Source organism: Nonomuraea sp. NPDC047897 (assembly GCF_043204415.1).
Taxonomy (GTDB): domain Bacteria; phylum Actinomycetota; class Actinomycetes; order Streptosporangiales; family Streptosporangiaceae; genus Nonomuraea.
The window spans coordinates 393885-415682 of the sequence record NZ_JBIDCC010000002.1 but is presented as its reverse complement, the minus strand read 5'-3'; the positions used below and the strand labels follow the sequence as shown (position 1 = coordinate 415682).

Sequence of the window (21798 nt, the reverse complement as noted above, 5' to 3'; positions counted from 1 at the left end):
CCATGCTCGAACTTAAACCTTTGTTGAAGTCAACCTAAGCTGGTGACCATGACCGACCCGTCGCCCCTCGCCAAGGAGCTGACCATCGGCGAGCTGGCCGAACGCAGCGGAGTGCCCGCCTCCGCGCTGCGCTTCTACGAGCGCCAGGGCCTCATCCGCAGCCGCCGCACGGCGGGCAACCAGCGCCGCTACCACCGCTCCACGCTGCGCCTGGTGGCGTTCATCCGCGCCTCGCAGACGGTCGGGATGCCGCTGTCGGTGATCGGCGGCGTGCTGGCGCTGCTGCCGGAGGGGGCGCATCCCACTCCGGAGTTCTGGCGGCGGGCGTCGCGGTGCTGGAGCGAGGAGCTCAACGCGCGCCTCGCCCGGCTGGAACGGATGCGCGACCTCTTCACCGACTGCGTCGGCTGCGGCTGCCTGTCGTTCGAGCAGTGCGCCCTGGTCAACCCCGGCGACCGGCTCGGCGGGGAGGGCGCGGGGCCACGCCGCCTCCTCGGCGACGCCTGACGCGGCGGGTGCCGTCGCGGCTGATGAGGCCACCCTTGCGCAGGGCTGTCCCACCCACATCAACCGCCACAACACACTCCCCTCATCCTGTCCGGCCGAGCCACCGGGGAAACCTGGTCAGGGCGTCCCTCTTCGCCCGGTGCGACGAGTCGAAATCCGGTTGAGCCGGGTGCCGGCGTGCGGAAGGATGACCGGCATGCGGATCCGCCGGCTGACCTCCGACGACCTCGACGCGTGCACCCGGCTGGCCGAGAGCCGTGACTGGGGGCCCGAGCGGCACAAGTGGGGGCTGCTCCTCGACGTGGGCGAGGGCTACGGCATCGACGCGCCCGACGGTGACGGGCTCGCGGCGACCAACGTGCTGACCCGCTACGGCGACGACCACGCGGTGATCAGCATGGTGCTGACCGCCTCCCGTTACGCCCGCCAGGGGCTGGCGCGCAAGCTGATGGAGCACGTGCTTGCCGAGGCGGGCGAGCGCACGGTCTCCCTGCACGCCACCGACGCCGGCCGCCCGCTCTACGAGCAGCTCGGCTTCCGCGTCCTGGGGCGGGTCGTCAAGCACACCGGCGTCTTCCGGGGCGAGCCGTCCGGCCGGACGCGCCCGGCCGGCGACGACGACCTCGGCATGATCCTGGCGCTCGACGCCGAGGTGTTCGGCACCGACAGATCGGCGCTGCTGCGGCGCATGTCCGGCTTCGGCGAGCAGGTGCTCGTCGCCGACGGCGGGTTCGGGCACTGCTGGCGCAACGACGGCAACGTCGTCATCGGCCCCGTGGTGGCCCGCGACCTGGCGACCGCGCAGGCGCTGATCGGCGACCTGGCCCTGCACGTCGGAGGCGAGGTGCGGATGGACGTCGACACGGCGCACGCCGACCTGATCCGGTGGGCCGAGGCGCACGGCATGGGCGAGCCGTGGGCGGTGTCGCTCATGGCGCGTGACGGGTCGCCGCCCGGCGACCGGTCCAGGCAGTTCCTGCCGTTCATGCAGGCTCTCGGCTGATCCGCCCTGATCTGTCGGCCTCATGGGGTAAGCGCGCCTTATGTGACGGTTTTGTGGCAAACGATCAGCTATGTCCTCCCGAGCCGTACAATTGCGCGCAATTGCAGTTCTCGGCGAGAGAAGGACTCCATGCGCATGCGGTTCCTCGGCTCCACGTCGGAGGCGGGCGCCTGCCCCACCCTCTACGAGACCGACCGCGGCACGATCGTCGTCCAGGGGCTGCGGCTCACCGACCCCGAGGCCCTGGCCGACCTGCGCGACGTGCTCGACGGCGAGACCGCCGTCGAGGTGCCCCGCGAGCTGATCACCGAGATCGCCCGCCGGGTGCTGCCCGGCCCGCCGGAGACCGCATCCCCTGTTTCGGGTCCGACGCCATCCGCCACCACTTGATCACAATTGCGTGACCGCCCCTGGCATGATCGGCAGCAGCGGGGCTAGCCTCTTGGCGCGTGACGTCCTTTCAGCAGGCGCGCGCCGACCTCGGCAACCAGCTCCGTGCACTGCGCGAGGCCGCCCACCTGTCGGGCAAGGACCTGGCCGAGCGGCTGCGCTGGCAGCCGTCGAAGGTCTCCCGCCTGGAGAACGCCAGGCAGACGGCGACGGAGGACGACGTCGTCGTGTGGGCGCAGGCCGTGCAGGCCCCGCCGGAGACCACGGACCAGCTCATCGCGCAGGCCATCGCGCTGCTCGAACGGCACGACGACTGGAAGCAGCGGCACCGCAGCGGCCTTGCCGCCCTCCAGGAGGACATCCGCGACCTGGAGGCGCGCACCCGGCTGTTCCGGGTCTTCGAGCCGAACATCGTGGTCGGCCTGCTGCAGACCGCCGAATACTCCCGCCACGTCTTCCGTAAGGTCAGACGCCTCTACAGCGCTCCCGAGCAGATCGACGCGGCCGTGCGGGTGCGGATGCAGCGGCAGGAGATCCTCTACGACCGGAGCCGGACGTTCAGGTTCGTGCTGCCCGAGTCGGCGCTGCGCACCCGGCTCGCCCCGGTGGACGTCATGCGCGGACAGCTCGACCGGCTGATCGCCGTCAGCAGCCTGCCGAACGTCGAGTTCGGCGTCATCCCCTTCGCCGCCGAGCTGCCGTCGGCGCCGGTCAACGGATTCTGGATCTACAACGAGGGCATGGTCGGCGTCGCCACCATGACCAAGGACCTCGTGCTGCGCGACCCCGACGACATCGCCTTCTACGTCCGCGCCTTCGACGACTACGCCAAGGTGGCGGCGTTCGACGAGGCGGGCCGCGACGTCATTCTCCGCATTCTTGACGATTACCGCAAACAATCCGCCTCTTAATCCGCGCAATTGCTTGCCCGCCTCCACAAGATCGTGCAATTCTTCTCGCGAGGACGTTGCGGAGGTGACGCATGATGCTTGATACCGCGCTCAGCCTGGAGCGGTTCGCGTGGTGTGCCGGTCGTCACGCCGATCTGACCATCCAGAGCCTGGCCCTGGCGAGCGACCCGGCGTACGTGTCGGTGCGCAACCGGTTCTCCGCCACGCTCGCGGAGAGCGTGACCTGCTCGGAGGACGGCAGCTTCGTCACCTCGTGGGGCTACCGGCTCGGCACGACCGACGACGTCGAGGGCGCCGCCGCCCGCCTCGCCTTCCTCCTCGCCGCCCTGCCCGCCTGACCTGCCCCGGGCGGCGGCCTCAGGCGAAGGCGTCGGGGGAGATGCCGGCCTCCCGGGCGGCGGCCGTCCGGGCGTGATCGAGAAGGCGGGAACGGCTGAGGACCGTGGGATGGAGGGTGTACCGGATCACGAGGCCGTCGAGCATGGCGTCGATGCGCTCGGCCGCCCCCGCCGGGTCGTCGCAGGCGAACTCACCCGTCGAGGTGCCGTCGGCCAGCACCCGCGCCAGCGCGTCCAGCCAGGCCGTCTCCAGCTCCAGCATGATGCCGTTGACGGCCGGCTCGCGCAGCGCGGTGTTCCAGGCGTCGATCCACAGCAGCCAGCTCTGGTCGGACCTGGACTCCGGGATGTAGTACTGCAGCACCCGGTCCAGCCGCTCCGCCGCGGTGCCGGGGCCGGCGGCCAGCTCGTCGAGCCGGGCGCTCTCGATGTCGAGCGTGGCCCTGAGCATGGCGGTGATCAGCTCGTCCTTGGTGGCGAAGTGGTAGTGGATGAGGCCGCCGCTGACGTTGATCGACTTGGCGATGTCGGCGATCCGGGTGTTGGCCAGGCCGCGTTCGAGCACCACCTTGCGGGTGGCCTCGAGCAGCTCGGCCCGGCGCTGGTCGGCCTGCTCGGCCCGAGACGTACTCCGCACCGGCCAAGCCTATCGGCCCACGGCGGGACGGCAGGGTGGGTCATCCGGCGGCGGAGCAGTCGTGGAGGCCGTCGTGGCCGGTCACGGCCGCACAGGTGCGCCGGACCCAGTCGGTGACCTCGCTGTCGCCCCGGCCGGGGCCGCCACCGCCGGTCAGCACGTACCGCAGGCGTCCGGAGGCGACGAGGTCACGCAGGCGGGCGACGGTCATCGCGGGGTCGCGCCCGGTGAAGCCGCCCATGGCGATGACCGGTTCGCCGGTGGCCAGGATGATGGAGGACGCCTGCTGGGCGCCGGCGACCGCGACGAGCCAGGTGGCCGTCCCCTGGTTCGCCTGCAGATACGCGACGAGCGCGGCGTCGGGCTCGCCGCCGAATCCCCCGGCTCCCCGGCCGTCCCTTCCCCCGGGCCGCACGCCCGAGGGCGGCGCACCGAGGCGCGTGCCCCGCACGCCGGGGCCGCCCCCCATGCCCGAGCCGGCGGCCGGGCCGGCCGTGGGGTTCGTGCCGTTGACCGGCGACCGCAGCGGCGTCACCGCGTACGCGGCCGGGCCGGCGAGCCCCGCGACCAGCGCGACCGGCAGCACACCCACGGCCGACCTTCTCAGCGCGCCCCCGCCGAGCCGGGCCAGGACGAGCCCCGCCGAGGCGAGCACGGTGGCGGCGAGCACGACCCAGGCCAGCCAGGGCAGCCAGTCGGGGGTGCGGCGCAGCACGGCGAACGACCAGCCACCGGTGACCGCGACCGCCAGCGGCAGCACCCACCACCAGGCGCGGGAGTGCCGGTGGGCCCGCCACATGAGCACTGCGCCCATCCCGGTGAGCGCCGCCACGGCCGGCGCCATCGCCGTCGTGTAGTACGGGTGGAAGGTGCCGCTGGAGAAGCTGAACACCGCGAAGTGGACGGCCAGCCAGACCCCCCACATGATCCACGGCGCGCCCGGCTGGCGCAGCACGGACCAGACCGGCGTCGCGCCCGCCCCGCGGGCGCGCCACCGCGACCAGGCCGACACCGCCGCGACGCCCGCCGCCGACGCGCAGAACGGCAGCAGCCACGAGATCTGGCCCGCCATGGTGTCGTTGAACAGCCGCCCGGCCCCCGGGGCGCCGCCGAAGGACGCGCCGCCGCCGAAGCCGCCGGCCCCGCCGCCCTGCCCGAAGATCCGCCCGAGCCCGTTGTAGCCGATGACGAGGTCCCACACGGAGTTGTCCGTGGAGCCGCCGACGTACGGGCGGGAGTCCGCCGGCCACAGGTCCACGATCACCATCCACCAGGCGCTGGCCGCGGCCAGCACCGCCCCGGCGGCCAGCAGGTGAGCGAGCCGCCTGGCGGCCGTCGTGCGCGCGCACGCCAGGTACGCCAGCGCGAAGGCCGGCACCGCCACGTACGCCTGGAGCATCTTGGTGTGGAACGCCAGCCCGACGAGCAGCGCGCACAGCATCAGCAGACGCGGCCGCCCGGCGCGCGACGCCTCCAGGCAGCACCAGCCGGCCGCCACGAGCAGCAGGACGAGGAGGGTGTCGGGGTTGTTGTCCCGGTTGATCGCCACGGTGATGGGTGTCAGCGTCATGACGACGGCCGCCCCGAGCGCCGCGGCGTGCGCGTACGGGCCGGTGCCGAGGCCGCGCCGGACCGCGGAATGGACCAGCGCGACGGTGGCCACGCCGGCGACCGCCTGCGGAAGCAGCATGCTCCAGGTGCCGTAGCCGAAGATCCGCGCCGACAGTCCCATGACCCACAGCGCCAGCGGCGGCTTGTCGACGGTGATGAACGAGCCGGCGTCGAGCGCGCCGAAGAAGAACGCCTTCCAGCTCGTGGTGCCGGACCGGACGGCGGCGGCGTAGTAGGCGTTGGCGTCACCGCTGAGCGCCCAGGCGTACAGGGCGAACGCGGCGGCGAGCACGCACCACAGCGCGGGCCGCGACCAGCGGGGGGCGTCGCCCGCGCCGAACACGACGCGGCCGGCGAGCGGGGCCCGGCGGTGCGGCGGCCGGGCGAGGGTGGCGGTCATCGGCCCTGCCCCCGCTTCGGGTGGAAGACCCAGCCGCGCAGCAGCAGGAAGCGCACCAGGGTGGCGAGGGCGTTGGCGGCGACGACGGCGGCGAGTTCCATCCCGTGCGGGACTCCGGCGGGGAGCAGGGCCAGCCCGCCGGTGGTGAGGGCGAGCCCGACGAGGAAGGCGACCAGCCCCTCGAACTGGTGCCGCAGCGCCCCGGCCGAGCCGGTCACGCCGAAGGTGAAGCGGCGGTTGGCGGCGGTGTTGGCCACGGCGGTGACGAGCAGCGCCACCGCGTTCGCCGTCAGGGCGGGCACCGCCTGCCGCAGCAGCGAGAACAGCGCCAGGTAGGCCAGCGTGCTGACCGCTCCCACGAGGGCGAACCGGGGCAGTTGCCGGGCCATGCCGCGCGGCAGCCGCGCCTCCCGCACCCGTGGCGGCACGGGCAGGCGGGCCGCGCCCCACAGCGTCCGGCGGGCGACCCGGGCCATGCCGCGCAGGTCGTCCAGGGCGGTGCGCAGGACGTCCACGCGGCTGTCGGGGTCGTCCACCCAGTCGACGGGCACCTCGTGGATGCGCAGCCCGGCCCCTTCGGCGAGCAGCAGCAGCTCGGTGTCGAAGAACCACTCCTCGTCCTCGACGGCGGGCAGCAGGGCATGCGCGACCTCCGTGCGCGCGGCCTTGAAGCCGCACTGGGCGTCGGAGAAGCGCGCCCCCATCACCGAGCGGAGCAACAGGTTGTACGAGCGGGAGATGAGCTCGCGTTTCGGCCCGCGCACCACCCGTGACGTCCGGGCCAGCCGGGTGCCGATCGCGAGGTCGCTGTGGCCGGACAGCAGCGGCGCGACCAGCGGCAGGAACGCGTCGAGGTCGGTGGACAGGTCCACATCCATGTAGCTGACGACGTCCGCGTCACTGGAAGACCAGACGTGGCGCAGCGCCCTGCCCCGGCCCTTGGCGTCGAGGTGGACGGCCCGTACGTGCGGCAGTTCGGCGGCGAGTCCCCGGGCGACGTGCCAGGTGCCGTCGGAGCTGGCGTTGTCGGCGATCGTGATGCGGAAGCCGTACGGGAAGGTGCCGGTGAGGTAGCCGTGCAGCCGGGTGACGCTGTCGCGGAGCGCCCGCTGCTCGTTGTGCACGGGGACGACCACCTCGACCAGGCGCGTCTTCACTGTTGTCTCCATGCCCCACAGTTCAGGGGTTCAGGATTTAAGGGGACTTACTGGTTTCTGAGGGCAGGATGAGATTTGCCCGGCAAAGTGATCGTAGCGAGGATGCCGCCCCCGGGGGCGTTGGCCAGGCGCGCCTGTCCTCCCGCCTCGGCCACGGCCTGCGCCACGATCGCCAGCCCGAGGCCCGAGCCGGGCATGCCGCGCGCCGTCGGGGAGCGCCAGAAACGGTTGAAGACGTGCGGCAGCTCCCCCTCGGGGATGCCGGGCCCGCGGTCGCGCACGGTCAGCTCGCCACCGCGCAGGGCCACGTCCACCTGGCCGGGACCGAACTTCGCGGCGTTGTCGATCAGGTTGAGCACGGCCCGTTCCAGCGAGGCGGCTCCGCCGACGACGTGCCAGGGGTCGAGGTCGGTGGTGACCTCGGCGCCGCGCAGCCGGGCCCGCTCGACGGCTGCCTCGACGACGTCGTGCAGCGCCAGCTCCACGTGCGGCTCGTGGTCGGTGTCGCCGCGGGCGAGCTGCAACAGGTCGCCGACCAGCGTGGACAGCTCGGCGAACTGCGCCTTCACGTTGACCAGCAGGCGCTCCTTGGCCCCCGGGTCGAGGCTGCGGCCGGTCTGCTCGCTGCGCAGCAGCAGGTCGATGTTGGTGCGCAGGGTGGTCAGGGGGGTGCGCAGCTCGTGTCCGGCGTCGGCGACGAGCTGCTGCTGGCGTTCGCGGGAGCCGGCCAGGGCCGCCGTCATGGCGTTGAACGACGAGCCGAGGCGGGCGATCTCGTCGGTGCCGGCGATCGGGATGCGGGTGGTGAGGTCCTCGGTCTGCGCGATGTGCTCGACGGCACGGGTGAGCCGGCCGACCGGCGCCAGCGCCGTGCGGGAGACGGCCCAGCCGGCCAGCGCCGCGCCGAGCACGCCGAGGGCGGCGACCGCGCCCAGCAGCAGGGCGACCATGTTGAGGGTGTCGTGGAGCTGGTCGAGCCGCCGTGCCTTCATGCGGGCCATGCCGGGCTCGACGCCCTCGACGAAGACGAGCACGGCGGTGCCGTCGGTCGTCGCGCCCGTGTAGGTGTGGAAGCCCCCCCGTGCCGCGATGCGCCGGTCACCGCCCCGCACGACGATGGGCGGGCCCAGGTGGCAGGTGGGGCGGCCGTCGCTGAAGACGAGCTGGTTGATCTCCGGCGGCTGGAAGTCCGCCGCGACCGACGCGTCGGTCGTGCAGTGGGAGCCCACGTAGTCGAGGTCCTTCTTCCTCTGGTACGGGGACGCCCCGGGGTCGGGCCGCAGGGCGCGACCCATCTGGTCGTACAGCTGCTGGCGGACGATCATGTAGCAGGCGCCGGAGCTGATCGCGACGGCCAGCGCCACGGCCAGCGCCACCAGGAGCGTCAGCCGTGAACGGAGGCTGCCCCGTCTCACGGCGCGGCCCGCAGCACGTACCCGACTCCGCGCACGGTGTGGATCACCCGCGGCTCGCCGCCGGCCTCGGTCTTGCGCCGCAGATACATCACGTACACGTCCAGCGAATTGGACGTCGGCTCGAAGTCGAACCCCCACACCTCGCCGAGGATCTGCTCCCTCGTCAGCACCTGGCGCGGGTGCGTCAGGAACAGCTCCATCAGCAGGTACTCGGTGCGGGTGAGGTCGAGCACCCGCCGGCCGCGCGTGACCTCCCGGGTGGCCGGGTCCATGCGCAGGTCGGCGTAGGCCAGGGCGTCGTCGGCCGGCGTGTCCCGCAGAGCGCCGCGCCGCAGCAGGGCGCGTACCCGGGCCAGCAGCTCGTCCAGCTCGAACGGCTTCACCAGGTAGTCGTCCGCGCCCGCGTCGAGCCCGGAGACCCGGTCGCCCACGGCGTCGCGGGCCGTCAGCATGAGGACGGGCACGTGGTTGGCCGAGGCGCGCAGCCGCCTGCAGGCCGTCAGCCCGTCGAGGCGGGGCATCATGACGTCGAGCAGCACGGCGTCGTACGGCTCGCGGGCCAGCTCCTCCAGCGCGGCCTGCCCGTCGTCGGCCGTGGCGACCCGGTAGCCCTCGAACTCCAGGCTCGACTGCAGTGCCTCGCGCAGCGCGGGCTCGTCGTCCACCACCAGCAACCGTGCGGCTTCACTCATGCCACTCAAGGTAGGCGCTCATGATGAGAGCCCGATGAGTGTCACGCCCGCCCGCCGCCCGTCAGCAGCGCCATGGCGGCGTTGTGGCCGGGGATGCCGCTGACGCCGCCGCCCCTGCGGGCGCCCGCCCCGCACAGCAGGATCCGCTCGTGCTCGGTCTCGACGCCCCAGCCGCCCTCGCCGGCGTACGGCCAGGACAGGTCTCGGTGGAAGATGTGGCCGCCGGGCAGGCCGGTCTCCGTCTCCAGGTCCACCGGGGTCCTGGCCTCGACGCAGGGCGTGCCGTCGGGAGCGCGCAGCAGGCAGTCCTGCAACGGTTCGGCCAGGACCGAGTCGACGGAGGCGAACGTGGCGCGCAGGGCCTCGGCCCGCGCCCGCTCCGGGTCCTCCCGGAACAGCCGGGCGGGCATGTGCAGGCCGAACAACGTCATCGTCTCGGCCCGGCCGCGCAGCTCCGGGCCGAGGACGGACGGGTCGGTCAGCGAGTGGCAGTAGACCTCGGCCGGCGGCAGGTCGGGGATCCGGCCGCCGGCCGCCTGCTCGTAGGCGCGGGCGAGCTGGTCGCGGCCCTCGTTGATGTGGAACGTGCCGCTGAAGGCCGCCTTCGGGTCCACGGCCGGGTCCTTGAGCCGGGGCAGCCGCGACAGCACCATGTTCACCTTGAGCTGGGCGCCCTCCGGCACCGTGTCGGGCCGGCCGAGCAGCCGGTCGAGCACCGCGGGCGGCAGGTTGACCAGCACGTGCCCGCCCGTGACCGTGTGCTCCTCGTGCTCTGCGTCGTGCTGCCCGTCATGCTGCCCGTCGTGCTGCCCCTCGTGCTGCCCCTCGCGCTGCCCCTCGTGCTGCCCGGGGTGCCGGCCGCCGCGCTCCGCGTCGCGCGCCGTGCGGAAGGTCACCTCTCCGGACGGCGCGATGCCGACGATCTCGGCGCCGGTCACGATCCGTGCCCCGGCCCGCCTGGCCGCCTCCTCGATCGCGCCGGAGACGGCGCCCATGCCGCCCACGGGGACGTTCCACTCGCCGGTGCCGTCACCGATGACGTGGTAGAGGAAGCATCGGTTGGCCAGCAGGTCCGTGGCAGGGTCGGCGAACGTGCCGATCAGCGCGTCGGTCAGCACGACCCCGCGCACCGTGTCGTCGCCGAACCGCTCGTCCACCACCTCGCCGATGGGCCGCCGGAACAGGTCGCGCCACGCCTGCGGACCGACCAGCCGCTCGATCTCCGCGGCGGGGCGCAGCGGCTCCAGCAGCGTCGGCGCCAGCGTGCGCGCGACCCGCCCGACGAGACCGTAGAAGTCCTGCCACGCCTGGTGGTCGGCCGTGCCGCCGGTGACGTCGCGGAACGAGGCGGCCGTGCGCGCCGCGTCGCCGTTGTCGACCAGCAGGCCGGTGCGGTCCTTGGGCGTGTAGGAGGCGTAGCGGCGGCGGCGCAGCTCCAGGCCGAGGCCGAGGTCCCGGGCGATCTTCGTGGGGAGGAGGCTGACCAGGTAGGAGTAGCGCGACAGGCGCACGTCCACGCCCGGGAAGGCGCGGGTGGAGACGGCCAGGCCACCGGCGTGGCCGAGCCGTTCGAGGACGAGGACCTTGCTTCCGGCGCGCGCCAGGTAGGCGGCCGCGACGAGCCCGTTGTGCCCGCCCCCGGCGATGACGACGTCATACCTGCTCATAGCGGCACCTTACGGCCCGCGGGCTGGTCGGGCGACCGCCGCTCAGGCGGGGCCGGCGATGGCGAGCAGGGTGGCGGCCGGCCCGGTGAGGGGACGTCCGCGCCGCCACACCGCGTGCAGGCTGCGGGCCAGGTCCACCCCGGCCAGCGGCACCTCCACCAGCCGCCCGGTGGCCAGCTCGGCCTCGACGGCGTACCCGCTGAGCACCGCGGGCGCCACCCCGGCCTGGGCCGCCCCCTTGACGGCCGCGTTGGACCCGAGCTCCAGCCGCGGGCTGGCCTGGCGCAGCCCCGTGAACGCCACGTCCAGCGTCACCCGGGTGCCCGACCCGGACTCGCGGACGACCAGCGGGGTCGCGGCGAGTTCGGCGCTCCGCAGCGCGGTGCGGCGGCGCGCCCACGGGTGACCGGGCGCCACGACCACCACCAGCCGGTCCGTGGCCACGACGCGGCGGGCCAGCCCGTCGGGCACGCTCGGCCCCTCCACGAACCCCAGCTCCACCTCCCCCGCCAGCACCCGGGCGGCCACGTCGGCGGAGTTGACCACGTCGAGGCCCACCTGGACGCCGGCCTCGCGGCGCTGGAGCTCGCCGAGCCAGCGCGGCACCAGGTACTCGGCCACCGTCATGCTGGCCGCCACCCGCAGGTGCGCGGCGCCGCGGTGCCGCACGGCCCGCGCGGCGCGGGTCAGCTCGTGGGCGGCGGCGAGCACCTGAGCCGCCCAGCCCGCCACCATCCGCCCCTCCGTGGTGAGGGTGGAGCCGCGCGGCGTGCGTTCCAGCAGGGGCAGGCCGAGGCGGCGTTCGAGCAGCGCGATGCGCTTGCTGGCGGACGGCTGCGCCATGCCGGCCGCCCTGGCCGCCTGGCCGAGGCTGCCCAGCTCGCCCACGTCGACCAGGAGCTGGAGGGAGACGAGGTCAGGCAGCTCAGTCATAGCCCCAGGCTATGACCTCCCAGTCATGCGGCGGCTACCGGCCCCCTCCCGCGCCACGAAGACTGGGGGCATGCTCCTGCCCGGCCTCGCCGCGACCGTGCTCGCGGTGGCCCTCTCGCTGGTCGTCAACCGGATCGTCCCGGCGCTCAGCCCGGCCGTGGTGGCGGTGGCGGCGGGCGCGCTGCTGGCGAACCTCGGCGGCGCCGGGCCCCGGCTGCGTCCCGGGCTGGCGTTCACGGCCCGGCGGGTGCTGCGGACGGCCATCGTGCTGCTGGGGTTCCAGATCGCGGTGCCGCAGGTGCTGGCGCTGGGCTGGCCGACGGTGGCGGTCGTGGTCACGGCCACGGGGGTCACGTTCACGCTCACGCCGCTGATCGGCCGGCGGCTCGGCCTGCCGGCCGGCACGTCGCTGCTCGTCGCCACCGGGGTGGCCGTCTGCGGCGCCGCCGCCATCGCCGCGATGCACGACGCGACCCGCGCGCCCGGGCCCGGCGGGCGTCCCGTGACGACGGACGACGACGCCGCGGCGGCGCTCGGCGTGGTGGTCCTGTACGGGAGCGCGGCCATCGTCGCCGTGCCACTGGCGGCGTCGTGGCTGGGGCTGTCCCCGGCCCAGCTCGGGGTGTGGGCGGGCGCGGCGGTGCACGAGGTGGCCCAGGTGGCGGCGATCGGGTCGGCCTCCGGCGTGCTGGCCACCGCGATCACCGTGAAGCTCGGCCGCGTCCTCCTGCTCGCCCCCATCGTCGCCCTCACCACGGCCGCCCCCGCGCCCGCCCCCGCCGCCACCGCACCCGCCGACACCACCGCCACCACCGCCACCACCACCGCCGCCTCCCCCACCGCCGCTCCCCCCACAGCCGTCTCCCCCACAGCCGGCGGGCCGTCCGCGCCCGCGCGCGACGCCGGGGGGCGGCCCCCGGTGATGCCGTTGTTCGTGGCGGGGTTCCTCGGGGCGGTCGCCCTGCGCAGCCTCGGCCTCGTGCCGCCCTCGGTGACGGCGGTCCTGCCCGACGTCACCGCCGTGCTCATGGCCGCCGCGCTGTTCGCCCTGGGCACCGGCATCGACGCGCGCAAGCTGGCCCGGGGCGGGCGCGTCCTGCTGCTGGGCGGCATCGCCACGGGCCTGCTCGCCGCCGTCTCGCTGGCCGGCGTCGTGTTCCTCGCCTGACTCCGGAGGCATGCCCTGGCGGCCGAGCGAACCAGGTGAAATACACTGACGTGCGCTTCACCGCCGCATCCGCAGACCTACGAGGAGCATCGGACCCACATGCACAGCGCCACCACGCCTCTGCTCCAGCCGTCCGACGAGGTCGCCGCGGCGCTCGCCGCCGGCGCCCCCGTCGTGGCGCTGGAGTCCACGATCATCTCCCACGGGCTGCCGCAGCCGCGCAACCTGGAGGTCGCCCGGGAGCTGGAGGGGATCGTCCGGGAGGCGGGCGCCGTGCCGGCCACGATCGCGGTGCTCGACGGCGTGGCCCGGGTCGGTCTGGACGAGGCCGACCTGGAGCGCATCGCGACCGAGCCGGGCCTGCGCAAGCTGGGTCAGCGCGACCTGCCCGTGGCCGCGGCGCTGAAGGCCAGCGGCGCGACGACCGTGTCGGCCACGTCGTTCCTGGCCGCGCGGGCGGGCATCCGGATCTTCGCCACGGGCGGGCTCGGCGGCGTCCACCGCGGCTGGACCGAGGAGCAGGACGAGTCGGCCGACCTCGACACGCTGGCCCGTACCCGGATCACGGTGGTGTGCGCAGGTGTGAAGTCGATCCTCGACGTGCGGGCGACGCTGCAGCGGCTGGAGACCCGCGGCGTCACCGTCGCGGGCTACCGCACCGACACCTTCCCCGGCTTCTACCTGCACTCCTCCGGTGAGCCGGTCGACTGGCGGATCGAGACGCCCGAACAGGCCGCGGCGATCATGCGCGGCCAGGACGCGTTCGGCGGCCAGCAGACCGCGCTGATCGTCGCCAACCCGGTGCCCGAGGACCGGCAGCTCGATCCCGCCCTGCACGACCGGGTGCTGGCGGAGGCGCTGGCCGCCGCCGACCGCGACGGCGTCACCGGCCAGGCGATCACGCCGTTCCTGCTGGGCTACCTGGTGCGCGGCACCGGCGGCGCCTCGCTGGAGGCCAACCTGGCGGCCGTGCGCGGCAACACCGCGCTCGCCGCCCGGATCGCGCTGGCCTGGTCGCGCCCGTGACCCTCGCGGGCCCGCCCGCCGCCACCGGACTGCTGGTCGTCGGCGACGTCGTGACCGACGTGGTGGCCCTGCACGGCGCCCCGCTCGCGCCCGGCACCGACACCGCGGCGGAGATCGTGCTGCGTCCCGGCGGCTCCGGCGCGAACACCGCCGCCTGGGCCGCCCACCTCGGCGGCGACGTCCGCCTGCTGGCCCGGGTCGGGCGCGACACCGGCGAGTGGCACACCGGCGAGCTGCGCGGCACCGGGGTGCGCCCTCATCTCGTCGTCGATCCGGACCGCCCGACGGCCGTGGTGATCGCCATGGTGGACGCGACGGGCGAGCGCACCATGCTCACCAACCGCGGGGCCGGCGGCCGGATCTCCCCGGACGACTGGGACGGCTCCCTGCTCGGCGGCGTCGGGCGGCTGCACCTGTCGGCGTACACGATGTTCGCCGAGCCGGGGCTGCGGCTGGCCAGGCTCGCCATGGCGCAGGCCGCCGCGGCGGGGGTGCGCGTCAGCGTCGATCCCGCCTCGACCGGCCCGCTCCGGGAGTTCGGCGTCGAGCGTTTCCTGGCCGAGTCGGCCGCCGCCGACCTGATCATCCCCAACCTCGACGAGGCGCTCCTGCTCACCGGCGCGCCCACCCCCGAGCGGGCCGCCGAGATCCTGAGCGACAGGTACGGCACGGCGGTGGTCAAGCTGGGACCCCAGGGCGCGCTGGCGGCCACCGGAGGCCGGGTGGTGGCTACCGTGGAGGGGGTTCACACCCAGGCCGTGGACACCACGGGGGCGGGTGACGCCTTCGCGGCCGGATACCTCACGGCGGCCCTCCGCGGCGCCGGCGAACAGGCAGCGCTCCGGGCCGGTTGCCGGGCGGGAGCCGCGTGCGTGGCCCTCGTGGGCGGTCGGCCACGGTACGGTTTGGAAGTGAATCGTCTTTACCCTATTCACGCCGATTGATAGCTTGCCGCATAGGCTGCACCATTGACCACATGCGTATCGCCTAGTAACGCGGCTCACTCTGGGGAGGATACGGTCCGCCGATGGACGTCGAGTCATCGATCTGCCTGAGCGACCTCGTCCCTGCCCTGCGCTGGAGTAGACCCCAGCAGATCGCGGAGTCCCTGGGCGACCCGCGGCTGCCGGCCGCCTGGTGGTCGTCGGTGGCCCTCCAGCGGGCGCTCGGCACGACCGGACTCGACTGGATCTGCGAGCGGCTCGCCCGGCTGGCCGCCTCCCGCTGGGACCACATCCCGCTGGCCGACCTGCTTCCGGCTCTGACCATCCACCACGTGGACCCGGCGCTGCCCGGCTGGCCCGACGCCACCCGCACGGCGGTCGCCGGGCTGGGCGGCTGGCGCCGGCTGCGCCGCCTGACGCCCGGCGACCTGGCCACGCCGTCCGCGACGCCCGAAGTGGTGATGGGCGCGGTGTTCCGCGAGGTTCTGGGCCGCTTGCAGGCGTCCCGTCCGGGGCCCCCGGCGGGGCATCCGGAGGCCACCCTCCCCGTGCAGCGCGGCGCCGTACCCGGGCAGCGCGAGCCCGAGTCCGCCGGCGAGTCGCAGCGGCAGACCGGCAGCTTCCCCGCCGTCCAGCCCGGCCCGGCCCGTCCGAACACCACCGGCAGCCCGCACACCACCGGCGGCCCGCACACCACGGGCGGCCCGCAGGGCCCGGGCGGTCACCCGGACGCCGGCGGCGCGCAGAGCCCGGCCCCCCACCAGAGCGGCGCCTTCCCCGCCGCCGCGCAGGACGGCCCCTCCGCCCAGAGCGGCCCCTTCCCCTCCCCCGCCCAGAGCGGCCCTTTCCCCTCCTCCACGCAGAGCGGCCCCTTCCCGGCGGGCGCCTCGGGCCCGCAGCAACGGCAGACCGGGGCGTTCCCGGCCCAGCCCGGCGGCCTGCCGCAGCGGCAGGGCGGCGCCCAGCCCGAGTCCCCGGCCGCGTCCGGCGGCGCGGCCCATTCCGGCCCCTTCCCGGCAGCCCCGCAGACGGGCTCCCCGACGGGTCCGCAGACGGGTCCGCAGCCCGGTGTGGGCGGGGCCGGTCCGGCTCCCGGCGCGCCTCTCCCTCACCGTCCGGCCGGTACGGCCGCCACCCCGCCCGTCCCCGGGGCGCCCCCCTCCCTCCCCGGCGGCGACCGTCCCGCCGCCGCGCCCGGCTCGGCCGGCCCCGTTCCCCCGGCCGCGGCACCCGCGCCCTCCGACACCGACCACGCGATGGTCCGGGTGGTGGACGGCCTGTTCCGCACGCTGGACAAGCTCGAACTGGCCGTCGCCGTGCACCGGCTGTTCGCCGAGGACCCCGTCAGCCTCCGTACCCTCGCGCACAAGATGCTCGTCGACCGCGACGCGCTCTCCCAGGCCCAGCGCACCGCGGAGGAACGCGTCCTGCAGTGGCTGCGCTCGTCGGAGTCCGCGCCGGTGACCGGGCACATGTTCCGGCTGACCGAATGGCTCGGCGCCGCCGCCACCCAGGAGCAGCTGATCGGCGCCGACCCGGCCCACCCGGTGATGGTGCCGTCGCTGCGCACGCCGCTGTGGCGGGTGCTGGTCACGCTGATGCCCGACCGCCGCCTGCAGGACGGGTGGCTGGTCGTCGGCGACATCCAGCGGCTGCAGGCCCGTACGCGGCAGCTTCTGGCGACGCGCCCGGCCGACACCGACGTGGTGGAGCTCATGGCGGAGCTCGGCGTCCGGGCCCACTCCGCCCAGGCGTGGCTCGACGCCCTGCCGCCGGAGGGTCCGGCCGGCGCGCCGGCCGCCGCCGCCCCGTCGCCGGCGCAGCCGCTTCCCCGCCGTACCCCCGGAGCCAACGGCCACCACCACCGCGGCGGGCAGCCGATCCCCACGGCCGCGGCCGGCTCCATCGACCCGTCGGCGGCCCTCGCCACGCTCTCCGCGCTGTCGGGCGGCCGCTCCCCGGCGCTGGCCGGCGCCCCGGTCGTGCCACGCCCGCCGATCCCCGGCCCGTCGTCCGACCCGCGCCGCTGGCAGCGCATCGAGGTGACTCCCGAGCACCTGCGCGGCGGCCCGGTGCCCGTGCCCGAAGGGTACGCGGCCCAGCTCGGCATGCGACCCGGCACGCTGCTGTCGGTGACGGGTCCCGGCGACAACGCCATCGTGCTCGTGTGGCAGGGGCACCAGCCGGTCTTCGACTCGCTCCAGCCTGTCCTGATGCGCCTCAACGCCCGGCCGGGCGACCAGGTGTACGTCACGGTGGACGGCTACCGCCTGGAGGCTCAGCTCACCGGCTGAGATTCGGCCTCGCCCTTTCCCGTCACGGCGTGGCCGGTCCACTCGCCGTGCCTGTCACGGCGTGGCCGGTCCACTCGCCTCGCCGGCGATCTGGGTGACGAGGAAGTCGAGCCGCTCCGTCTGGCCGTCCGGGGAGATGCGGCCGCTGCCGGCCAGGGCGGCGAGGCCGTGCAACGCGCTCCAGGTGACTTCGGCGAACAGCTCGCGTCGCGGGTCGTCCGAGCCGAAGCAGCTCACGAACTCGTCGAAGGCGGCGCGCAGCGAAGGCGGCGTCTCGGCGTGCCCTACCTTCACGTCGGTCGGCAGGACGAACATGGCCTGGTAGAGCGCGGGCTGCCCGGTCGCGAACTCCAGGTAGGCGCGGCAGACGGCGTGCAGTGCGTGAGGCTGCTCGGGGGTGGCCAGCCGGGCGCGGCGCAGGTGGGCCGCGAGTTCGCCGAAGCCTTCGACGGCAACGGCGCGCAGGATGGCGTCCTTCCCGTCGAAGTGGCTGTAGAGCACGGGCTGGCTGTACTCGACGCGCTCAGCCAGCCTGCGCGTCGTCACCGCCTCCCACCCTTCGGCCTGGGCCAGTTCGCGGGCGGCCGTGATGATCAGCTGATGGCGCTGGGCGCGCTCGCGTTCGCGGCGTTGGGTGATGGCGGACATGGCCGCATCATAGCAACGCTAGACATCATGTCTACGACAACTCTACCACCGCTAGCACTTCTATCGCCGCTAGTGAGTGCCGAGTCACTGCCCTGAGGGCCTACGCCAGCGGCCGCGAGCCGGGGGGCAACGATACGCCGGAGCCTCGGCGGACTCGGCTGAGCATCCCGCCATCCGGTCGACCGGACCCTTGCCACTCCTATCGAATATCGATATATTTCCATCGTGAGTCGATCGAAGGAGAGACGATGGGAAAGCTGACAGTGCTCGCGCTGCGCGTCGTGCTCGTGGCGCTGCTCGCCGGTTCGGTGTTCGTCCAGACGGTGATGGTGCCGCTGCTGGCGGTCGACCTGGAGGGGCTCCGGCCCGACTACGCGTACCTGCGCACCCCGTTCCTCGTGATCATGGTTCTGGGCATCGTGACGGCCCAGGTCGTCCTGGTCTGCGTGTGGCGGCTGGTGACGATGGTGCGACGCGGAACCGTGTTCTCCCACGCCGCCTTCCGGTACGTGCACATCGTGATCGGCGCCATCGTGGCGGCCGCCGTCCTGATGTTCGGGCTGGCGGTCCTCCTGGCGCCGGGGGAGGCCGTCGCGCCGGGCATCGTCCTGCTGATCTGCGGGGCCGTGGTGGCCATCCTGGGGGTCGCGCTGGTCGTGCTCGTGCTGCGGATGCTGCTCGCCCAGGCCGTCGCCCGCGACGCCGAGGCGGCACAACTGCAGGCCGAGCTCGAAGAGGTGATCTGATGCCGATCGCCGTCGACATCGACGTGATGCTCGCCAAGCGGAAGATGTCCGTGGGCGAGCTCGCGGACCGCGTCGGGATCACGCCCGCCAACCTGGCCGTCCTGAAGAACGGCCGCGCCAAGGCGGTGCGCTTCACGACGCTCTCCGCGCTCTGCGAAGCGCTCGAGTGCCAGCCGGGAGACCTGCTGCGCTGGGAGGCCGACGACGCCGCGGACGGGTGACGACGAGCGGCGGTCCCGACAGCGGCCCGCGCCCGGCCCGACGTTCTGTCGTCCGGCACCGCTTTCACCTGGGGTCGGCGGACGGCCTCATGGAACCCAACGACGCCTACCTGTGCATCGTCGCCGGTCGCGACACCCAGGCCAGGCTGTTCCTGCCCTTCGAGGAGGACGGCCGGTTGGCACTCATCCTGTCCAAGGCCTTCCTGCTGGCCGACGACACCGCCATCACCGCCCCCTCCATCACACTCCAGCTCCAGGCCTGATCGACGCCGAGGGCGGGCGCGCACGCGTGCCCACCCTCGGGCCGACCCCCGGCCGGGGCGTCCCCGCCCCGGCCTCAGCGACCAGGCCCGCCGGCGGCGACCCCTCAGAGCAGGTGCGGCGTCGCACGACCCAGCAAGGCCGTGGCGATGGCGACCTGAGTCGGTTCGAGGGCGGTCTTGCCGTCCTCGACGTCCCACAACGCGTTCTGCAGCACACGGCCGAGCGTCCAACCGGTCGCCCGCTGCCGGTCCAGGCCGACCACCTCGGTCAGCAGGTCGAACCGCCGACGCACCGCGCCCGCCACGTCACCCGTCGCCGCGACCGCGTCCCATCGGTCGTCCAGCGCCGGCAGCAGCTCGAACCCGGGGTCGCCGGCCAACGGCTCGGGGTCGATGGCCAGCCACGGTTCCCGCTCCCCCGCCAGGACGTTGCCGCCGTGCAGGTCCCAGTGCAGCAGCCGGTCGCCGGGCTCGCCGACCAGCTCGGCCACGGCGGACGCGCAGGTGAGCACCAGCCGCCGTTCGGCGGGGTCGCGCAGCGCCGGCACCGCGGCCGGTGCCTGGTCCAGCATGGCGGCGGCGATCCCGGCCAGGGATCGCACCCCGTCGGGCGCGGGCACCGAGGTCAGCCGGGCCATCAGCTCCGCCAGCACCGGCAGGGCGACACGGTCGTCCGCCACCGCGGACAGCGGCCGGGCGTCGTCCAGCCGTTCGAGGAGCTGGGTGCCGCTCTCCTCGTCGTGGTCGAGCAGGCGGACGATGCCGTCGCCCCGCCACGCCAGCAGCCCGGCCACCACACCGGCGGTCTCCTCGCGCGGCTGCTGCAGCTTGAGGACGGCGGGCGTGCCGTCGGCCCGCCGCACGGGCAGGACCAGGGACGCCATGCCGTGCGCGACCGGGCCGTCGAGCCGCAACTCCCAGCGGCGCAGGAAGTCACCACCGAGGCGGGGCAGCCCGGCGAGCCAGGTCCGCGCCCCGGCGCCGTTGGCGCCGTAGGACGCGGCGAACGCGGCGGGGACGTCGATCGGGGTCGACGTGTTCATACGAGAGATCTCCTTCGTCAGGGCCTGGGAACGAACGGGCGAACGAAGGAGCCAACGGAGGTGCCCGGCTGCCGGGCAGGCGTCAAACCATGCCCGCCACCCTACCGAACGACGATCGACGCCGCCGTCCCACCGGCGCCTGCGACGGGCACCGGCTCTTCCCCCGGGGGCTCGACCAGTACCGGCTTCTTCGCCCGGGGGCTCGACGAGTACACGATCCCGCGCCGGCCGGACGTCAGCGAAGAACTCTCGCACCGCCCTGACCTGCGCGTACGCCGGGCGGCTGACGACGTCCGGCAGAACAAGACTGTTCTTCCCGGACCTTCCCGCGCATGGTTGTCGGCGTCCCCCACCACGCCGACAGGAGATCCCCCATGACCGAGACCGTCCCGCTGCACCTCGACGGCAACAACGCGCCGGTCGCGCAGGAGGTGACGCTGGAGCCCGCCAAGGTGACGGGCCGGATCCCCACCGAGCTGTCGGGCCAGTTCTTCCGCAACGGGCCCAACCCGCGCACCGGCTGGTCGCCGCACTCCTTCGCGGGCGACGGCATGATCCACACGATCGCGCTGGACGGCGGCCGGGCGCGCTGGTACCGCAACCGGTACGTCCGCACTCCGCTGTACGAGCGCCCCGGCGAGTCCCGGTTCGCCCTCGCCTTCGATCCCGGCACGGGCAGGATCGACTACCGGGTCACCACGGCCAACACGCACCTGATCGCGCACGCCGGCAAGCTGTTCGCGCTGGAGGAGGGCGGCTTCCCGTACGAGGTGACGCCCGACCTGGCCACCGTCGGGGCGTACACCTTCGACGGGGCGCTGCGGACGCCGATGACGGCGCACCCGAAGACCTGCCCGATCACCGGTGAGCTGCTGTTCTTCGGCTCCCGGCTGCGCCCGCCGTACCTGACGTACTACCGCGCCGACGCCGCGGGGAAGGTGGTGCAGACGCGGGTGATCGACGTGCCGCGGGCGACGATGATGCACGACTTCGCCATCACCCGCGATCACGTGATCTTCCTGGACCTGCCCGTGGTCTTCGACGCGGCCCGGGCCGCCGCCGGCGCACCGCCATGGCACTGGGACGACGCCCATCAGGCCAGGTTCGGCGTCCTGCCGCGCACGGCCGGCGACGACGCGCCCGTACGCTGGTACGACATCGCGCCGTGCTACATCTGGCACATCATGAACGCCTTCGAGGACCCCACCACCGGCACGATCACGGTCACCGGCACCCGGGTGCCGTCGCTGTGGCGCGGCGGCCCCGACGACGTCGGCGGCGGCCTGCCCTCCTTGCACCGCTGGACCCTGGACCCGCGCGCCGGCACAGTCGCGGAGTCTCCCGTGGACGACGCGCCCAGCGAATACCCGCGCGTCGCCGACAACGTGATCGGGCTGCCGCACCGCTATGGCTACACCACCAGCTTCGCCCTGGAGGCCGAGCCGGAGCGGTCGGAGATCTACGCCTATGACCTGGCCGACGGCGGCGTACGGGCGGTGCACCGCTTCCCGGCCGGGCACACCTGCGGCGAGGCGGTCTTCGTGGCGGCGGGCGCGGGCGGGGAGAACCACGGGTACCTGATGACCTTCGCCCACGACCGGGCCGCCGACCGCGGCTATCTGGCCATCCTCGACGCCGCCGACCTGGCTGCGCCGCCACTGGCCGAGGTGCATCTCCCGGTCCGCGTCCCGGCCGGCTTCCACGGCAACTGGATCCCGGCCTGAGCTTCACGTCTCGGCGGCCACGGATCAGGGTGGCCGAGCACTGGATCCCGGCCTGAGCAT

The 21798-nt window shown here is 74.2% G+C and carries 22 protein-coding genes; 13 read left to right on the top strand and 9 right to left on the bottom strand.

Annotation, left to right across the window (positions count from 1 at the left end):
• Positions 1–48 precede the first annotated feature (48 nt).
• The 5 genes from soxR (at position 49) to ACGF0J_RS05280 (ending at position 3149) form a co-directional block, all read left to right on the top strand.
• Positions 49–507, top strand: a complete 459-nt coding sequence (gene soxR / locus ACGF0J_RS05300; protein WP_393142225.1) for a redox-sensitive transcriptional activator SoxR — start codon at positions 49–51, stop codon at positions 505–507.
• Between the two features lie 196 nt (positions 508–703).
• Positions 704–1510, top strand: coding sequence for a GNAT family N-acetyltransferase (locus ACGF0J_RS05295; RefSeq protein ID WP_393142224.1), 807 nt, complete (start codon positions 704–706; stop codon positions 1508–1510).
• Between the two features lie 129 nt (positions 1511–1639).
• A complete protein-coding gene (locus ACGF0J_RS05290; RefSeq protein WP_393142223.1) occupies positions 1640–1900 on the top strand; it encodes a hypothetical protein in 261 nt (86 codons plus the stop codon).
• A gap of 59 nt (positions 1901–1959) precedes the next feature.
• Positions 1960–2811 (top strand): helix-turn-helix domain-containing protein, encoded by an 852-nt coding sequence (locus ACGF0J_RS05285; protein WP_393142222.1) that lies wholly within the window; start codon positions 1960–1962, stop codon positions 2809–2811.
• 71 nt (positions 2812–2882) lie between these two features.
• Positions 2883–3149 carry a hypothetical protein gene (locus ACGF0J_RS05280; protein ID WP_393142221.1) on the top strand — a complete coding sequence of 89 codons (267 nt, stop codon included), beginning with the start codon at positions 2883–2885 and terminating at the stop codon, positions 3147–3149.
• A 19-nt stretch (positions 3150–3168) separates the two neighbouring features.
• On the opposite strand, the gene ACGF0J_RS05275 is transcribed toward ACGF0J_RS05280, so the two are convergent.
• From ACGF0J_RS05275 to ACGF0J_RS05245, 7 genes are read right to left on the bottom strand one after another with little or no spacing between them, the layout of a single operon-like run.
• Positions 3169–3786 carry a TetR/AcrR family transcriptional regulator gene (locus ACGF0J_RS05275; protein ID WP_393142220.1) on the bottom strand — a complete coding sequence of 206 codons (618 nt, stop codon included), beginning with the start codon at positions 3784–3786 and terminating at the stop codon, positions 3169–3171.
• A gap of 40 nt (positions 3787–3826) precedes the next feature.
• Positions 3827–5797 carry a glycosyltransferase family 39 protein gene (locus tag ACGF0J_RS05270; RefSeq protein WP_393142219.1) on the bottom strand — a complete coding sequence of 657 codons (1971 nt, stop codon included), beginning with the start codon at positions 5795–5797 and terminating at the stop codon, positions 3827–3829.
• Positions 5794–6966, bottom strand: coding sequence for a glycosyltransferase (locus ACGF0J_RS05265; protein WP_393142218.1), 1173 nt, complete (start codon positions 6964–6966; stop codon positions 5794–5796). Before ACGF0J_RS05265 ends, ACGF0J_RS05270 begins: the two co-directional genes overlap by 4 nt.
• A 35-nt stretch (positions 6967–7001) precedes the next feature.
• On the bottom strand, positions 7002–8369 hold the full coding sequence (locus ACGF0J_RS05260; protein ID WP_393142217.1) for an ATP-binding protein: 1368 nt from the start codon (positions 8367–8369) through the stop codon (positions 7002–7004).
• Entirely contained in the window at positions 8366–9061 is a 696-nt protein-coding gene (locus ACGF0J_RS05255) for a response regulator transcription factor (RefSeq protein ID WP_393142216.1), read from the bottom strand. The genes ACGF0J_RS05260 and ACGF0J_RS05255 overlap by 4 nt, the downstream gene beginning before the upstream one ends.
• Positions 9062–9102: 41 nt before the next feature.
• Positions 9103–10728 carry a phytoene desaturase family protein gene (locus ACGF0J_RS05250; RefSeq protein ID WP_393142215.1) on the bottom strand — a complete coding sequence of 542 codons (1626 nt, stop codon included), beginning with the start codon at positions 10726–10728 and terminating at the stop codon, positions 9103–9105.
• 42 nt (positions 10729–10770) lie between these two features.
• Entirely contained in the window at positions 10771–11661 is an 891-nt protein-coding gene (locus tag ACGF0J_RS05245) for a LysR family transcriptional regulator (protein ID WP_393142214.1), read from the bottom strand.
• A gap of 70 nt (positions 11662–11731) precedes the next feature.
• Between ACGF0J_RS05245 and ACGF0J_RS05240 the strand changes: the two genes are divergently transcribed.
• The 4 genes from ACGF0J_RS05240 (at position 11732) to ACGF0J_RS05225 (ending at position 17093) form a co-directional block, all read left to right on the top strand.
• The gene (locus ACGF0J_RS05240) at positions 11732–12829 is read left to right on the top strand and encodes a YeiH family protein (protein ID WP_393142213.1); all 1098 of its coding nucleotides are present in this window, start codon (positions 11732–11734) and stop codon (positions 12827–12829) included.
• 99 nt (positions 12830–12928) lie between these two features.
• Complete coding sequence (locus ACGF0J_RS05235; RefSeq protein ID WP_393142212.1) at positions 12929–13855, top strand: pseudouridine-5'-phosphate glycosidase; 927 nt, start codon at positions 12929–12931, stop codon at positions 13853–13855.
• Positions 13852–14799, top strand: a complete 948-nt coding sequence (locus ACGF0J_RS05230; protein WP_393142211.1) for a carbohydrate kinase family protein — start codon at positions 13852–13854, stop codon at positions 14797–14799. Before ACGF0J_RS05235 ends, ACGF0J_RS05230 begins: the two co-directional genes overlap by 4 nt.
• Before the next feature lie 83 nt (positions 14800–14882).
• Positions 14883–17093 (top strand): hypothetical protein, encoded by a 2211-nt coding sequence (locus ACGF0J_RS05225; protein WP_393142210.1) that lies wholly within the window; start codon positions 14883–14885, stop codon positions 17091–17093.
• 54 nt (positions 17094–17147) lie between these two features.
• Here the strand turns inward: ACGF0J_RS05225 and ACGF0J_RS05220 are convergent, their stop codons facing one another.
• A complete protein-coding gene (locus ACGF0J_RS05220; protein ID WP_393142209.1) occupies positions 17148–17741 on the bottom strand; it encodes a TetR/AcrR family transcriptional regulator in 594 nt (197 codons plus the stop codon).
• Positions 17742–17989: 248 nt separating this feature from the next.
• On the opposite strand from ACGF0J_RS05220, the gene ACGF0J_RS05215 reads away from it, so the two are divergent.
• The 3 genes from ACGF0J_RS05215 (at position 17990) to ACGF0J_RS05205 (ending at position 18971) form a co-directional block, all read left to right on the top strand.
• The gene (locus ACGF0J_RS05215) at positions 17990–18487 is read left to right on the top strand and encodes a DUF2975 domain-containing protein (RefSeq protein ID WP_393142208.1); all 498 of its coding nucleotides are present in this window, start codon (positions 17990–17992) and stop codon (positions 18485–18487) included.
• Entirely contained in the window at positions 18487–18708 is a 222-nt protein-coding gene (locus ACGF0J_RS05210; protein ID WP_393142207.1) for a helix-turn-helix domain-containing protein, read from the top strand. Before ACGF0J_RS05215 ends, ACGF0J_RS05210 begins: the two co-directional genes overlap by 1 nt.
• Before the next feature lie 89 nt (positions 18709–18797).
• Positions 18798–18971, top strand: a complete 174-nt coding sequence (locus tag ACGF0J_RS05205) for a hypothetical protein (protein ID WP_393142206.1) — start codon at positions 18798–18800, stop codon at positions 18969–18971.
• 104 nt (positions 18972–19075) lie between these two features.
• On the opposite strand, the gene ACGF0J_RS05200 is transcribed toward ACGF0J_RS05205, so the two are convergent.
• Positions 19076–20014, bottom strand: coding sequence for an aminoglycoside phosphotransferase family protein (locus ACGF0J_RS05200; protein WP_393142205.1), 939 nt, complete (start codon positions 20012–20014; stop codon positions 19076–19078).
• Between the two features lie 374 nt (positions 20015–20388).
• Between ACGF0J_RS05200 and ACGF0J_RS05195 the strand changes: the two genes are divergently transcribed.
• Positions 20389–21738, top strand: a complete 1350-nt coding sequence (locus ACGF0J_RS05195; protein ID WP_393142204.1) for a carotenoid oxygenase family protein — start codon at positions 20389–20391, stop codon at positions 21736–21738.
• Positions 21739–21798: the final 60 nt, after the last annotated feature.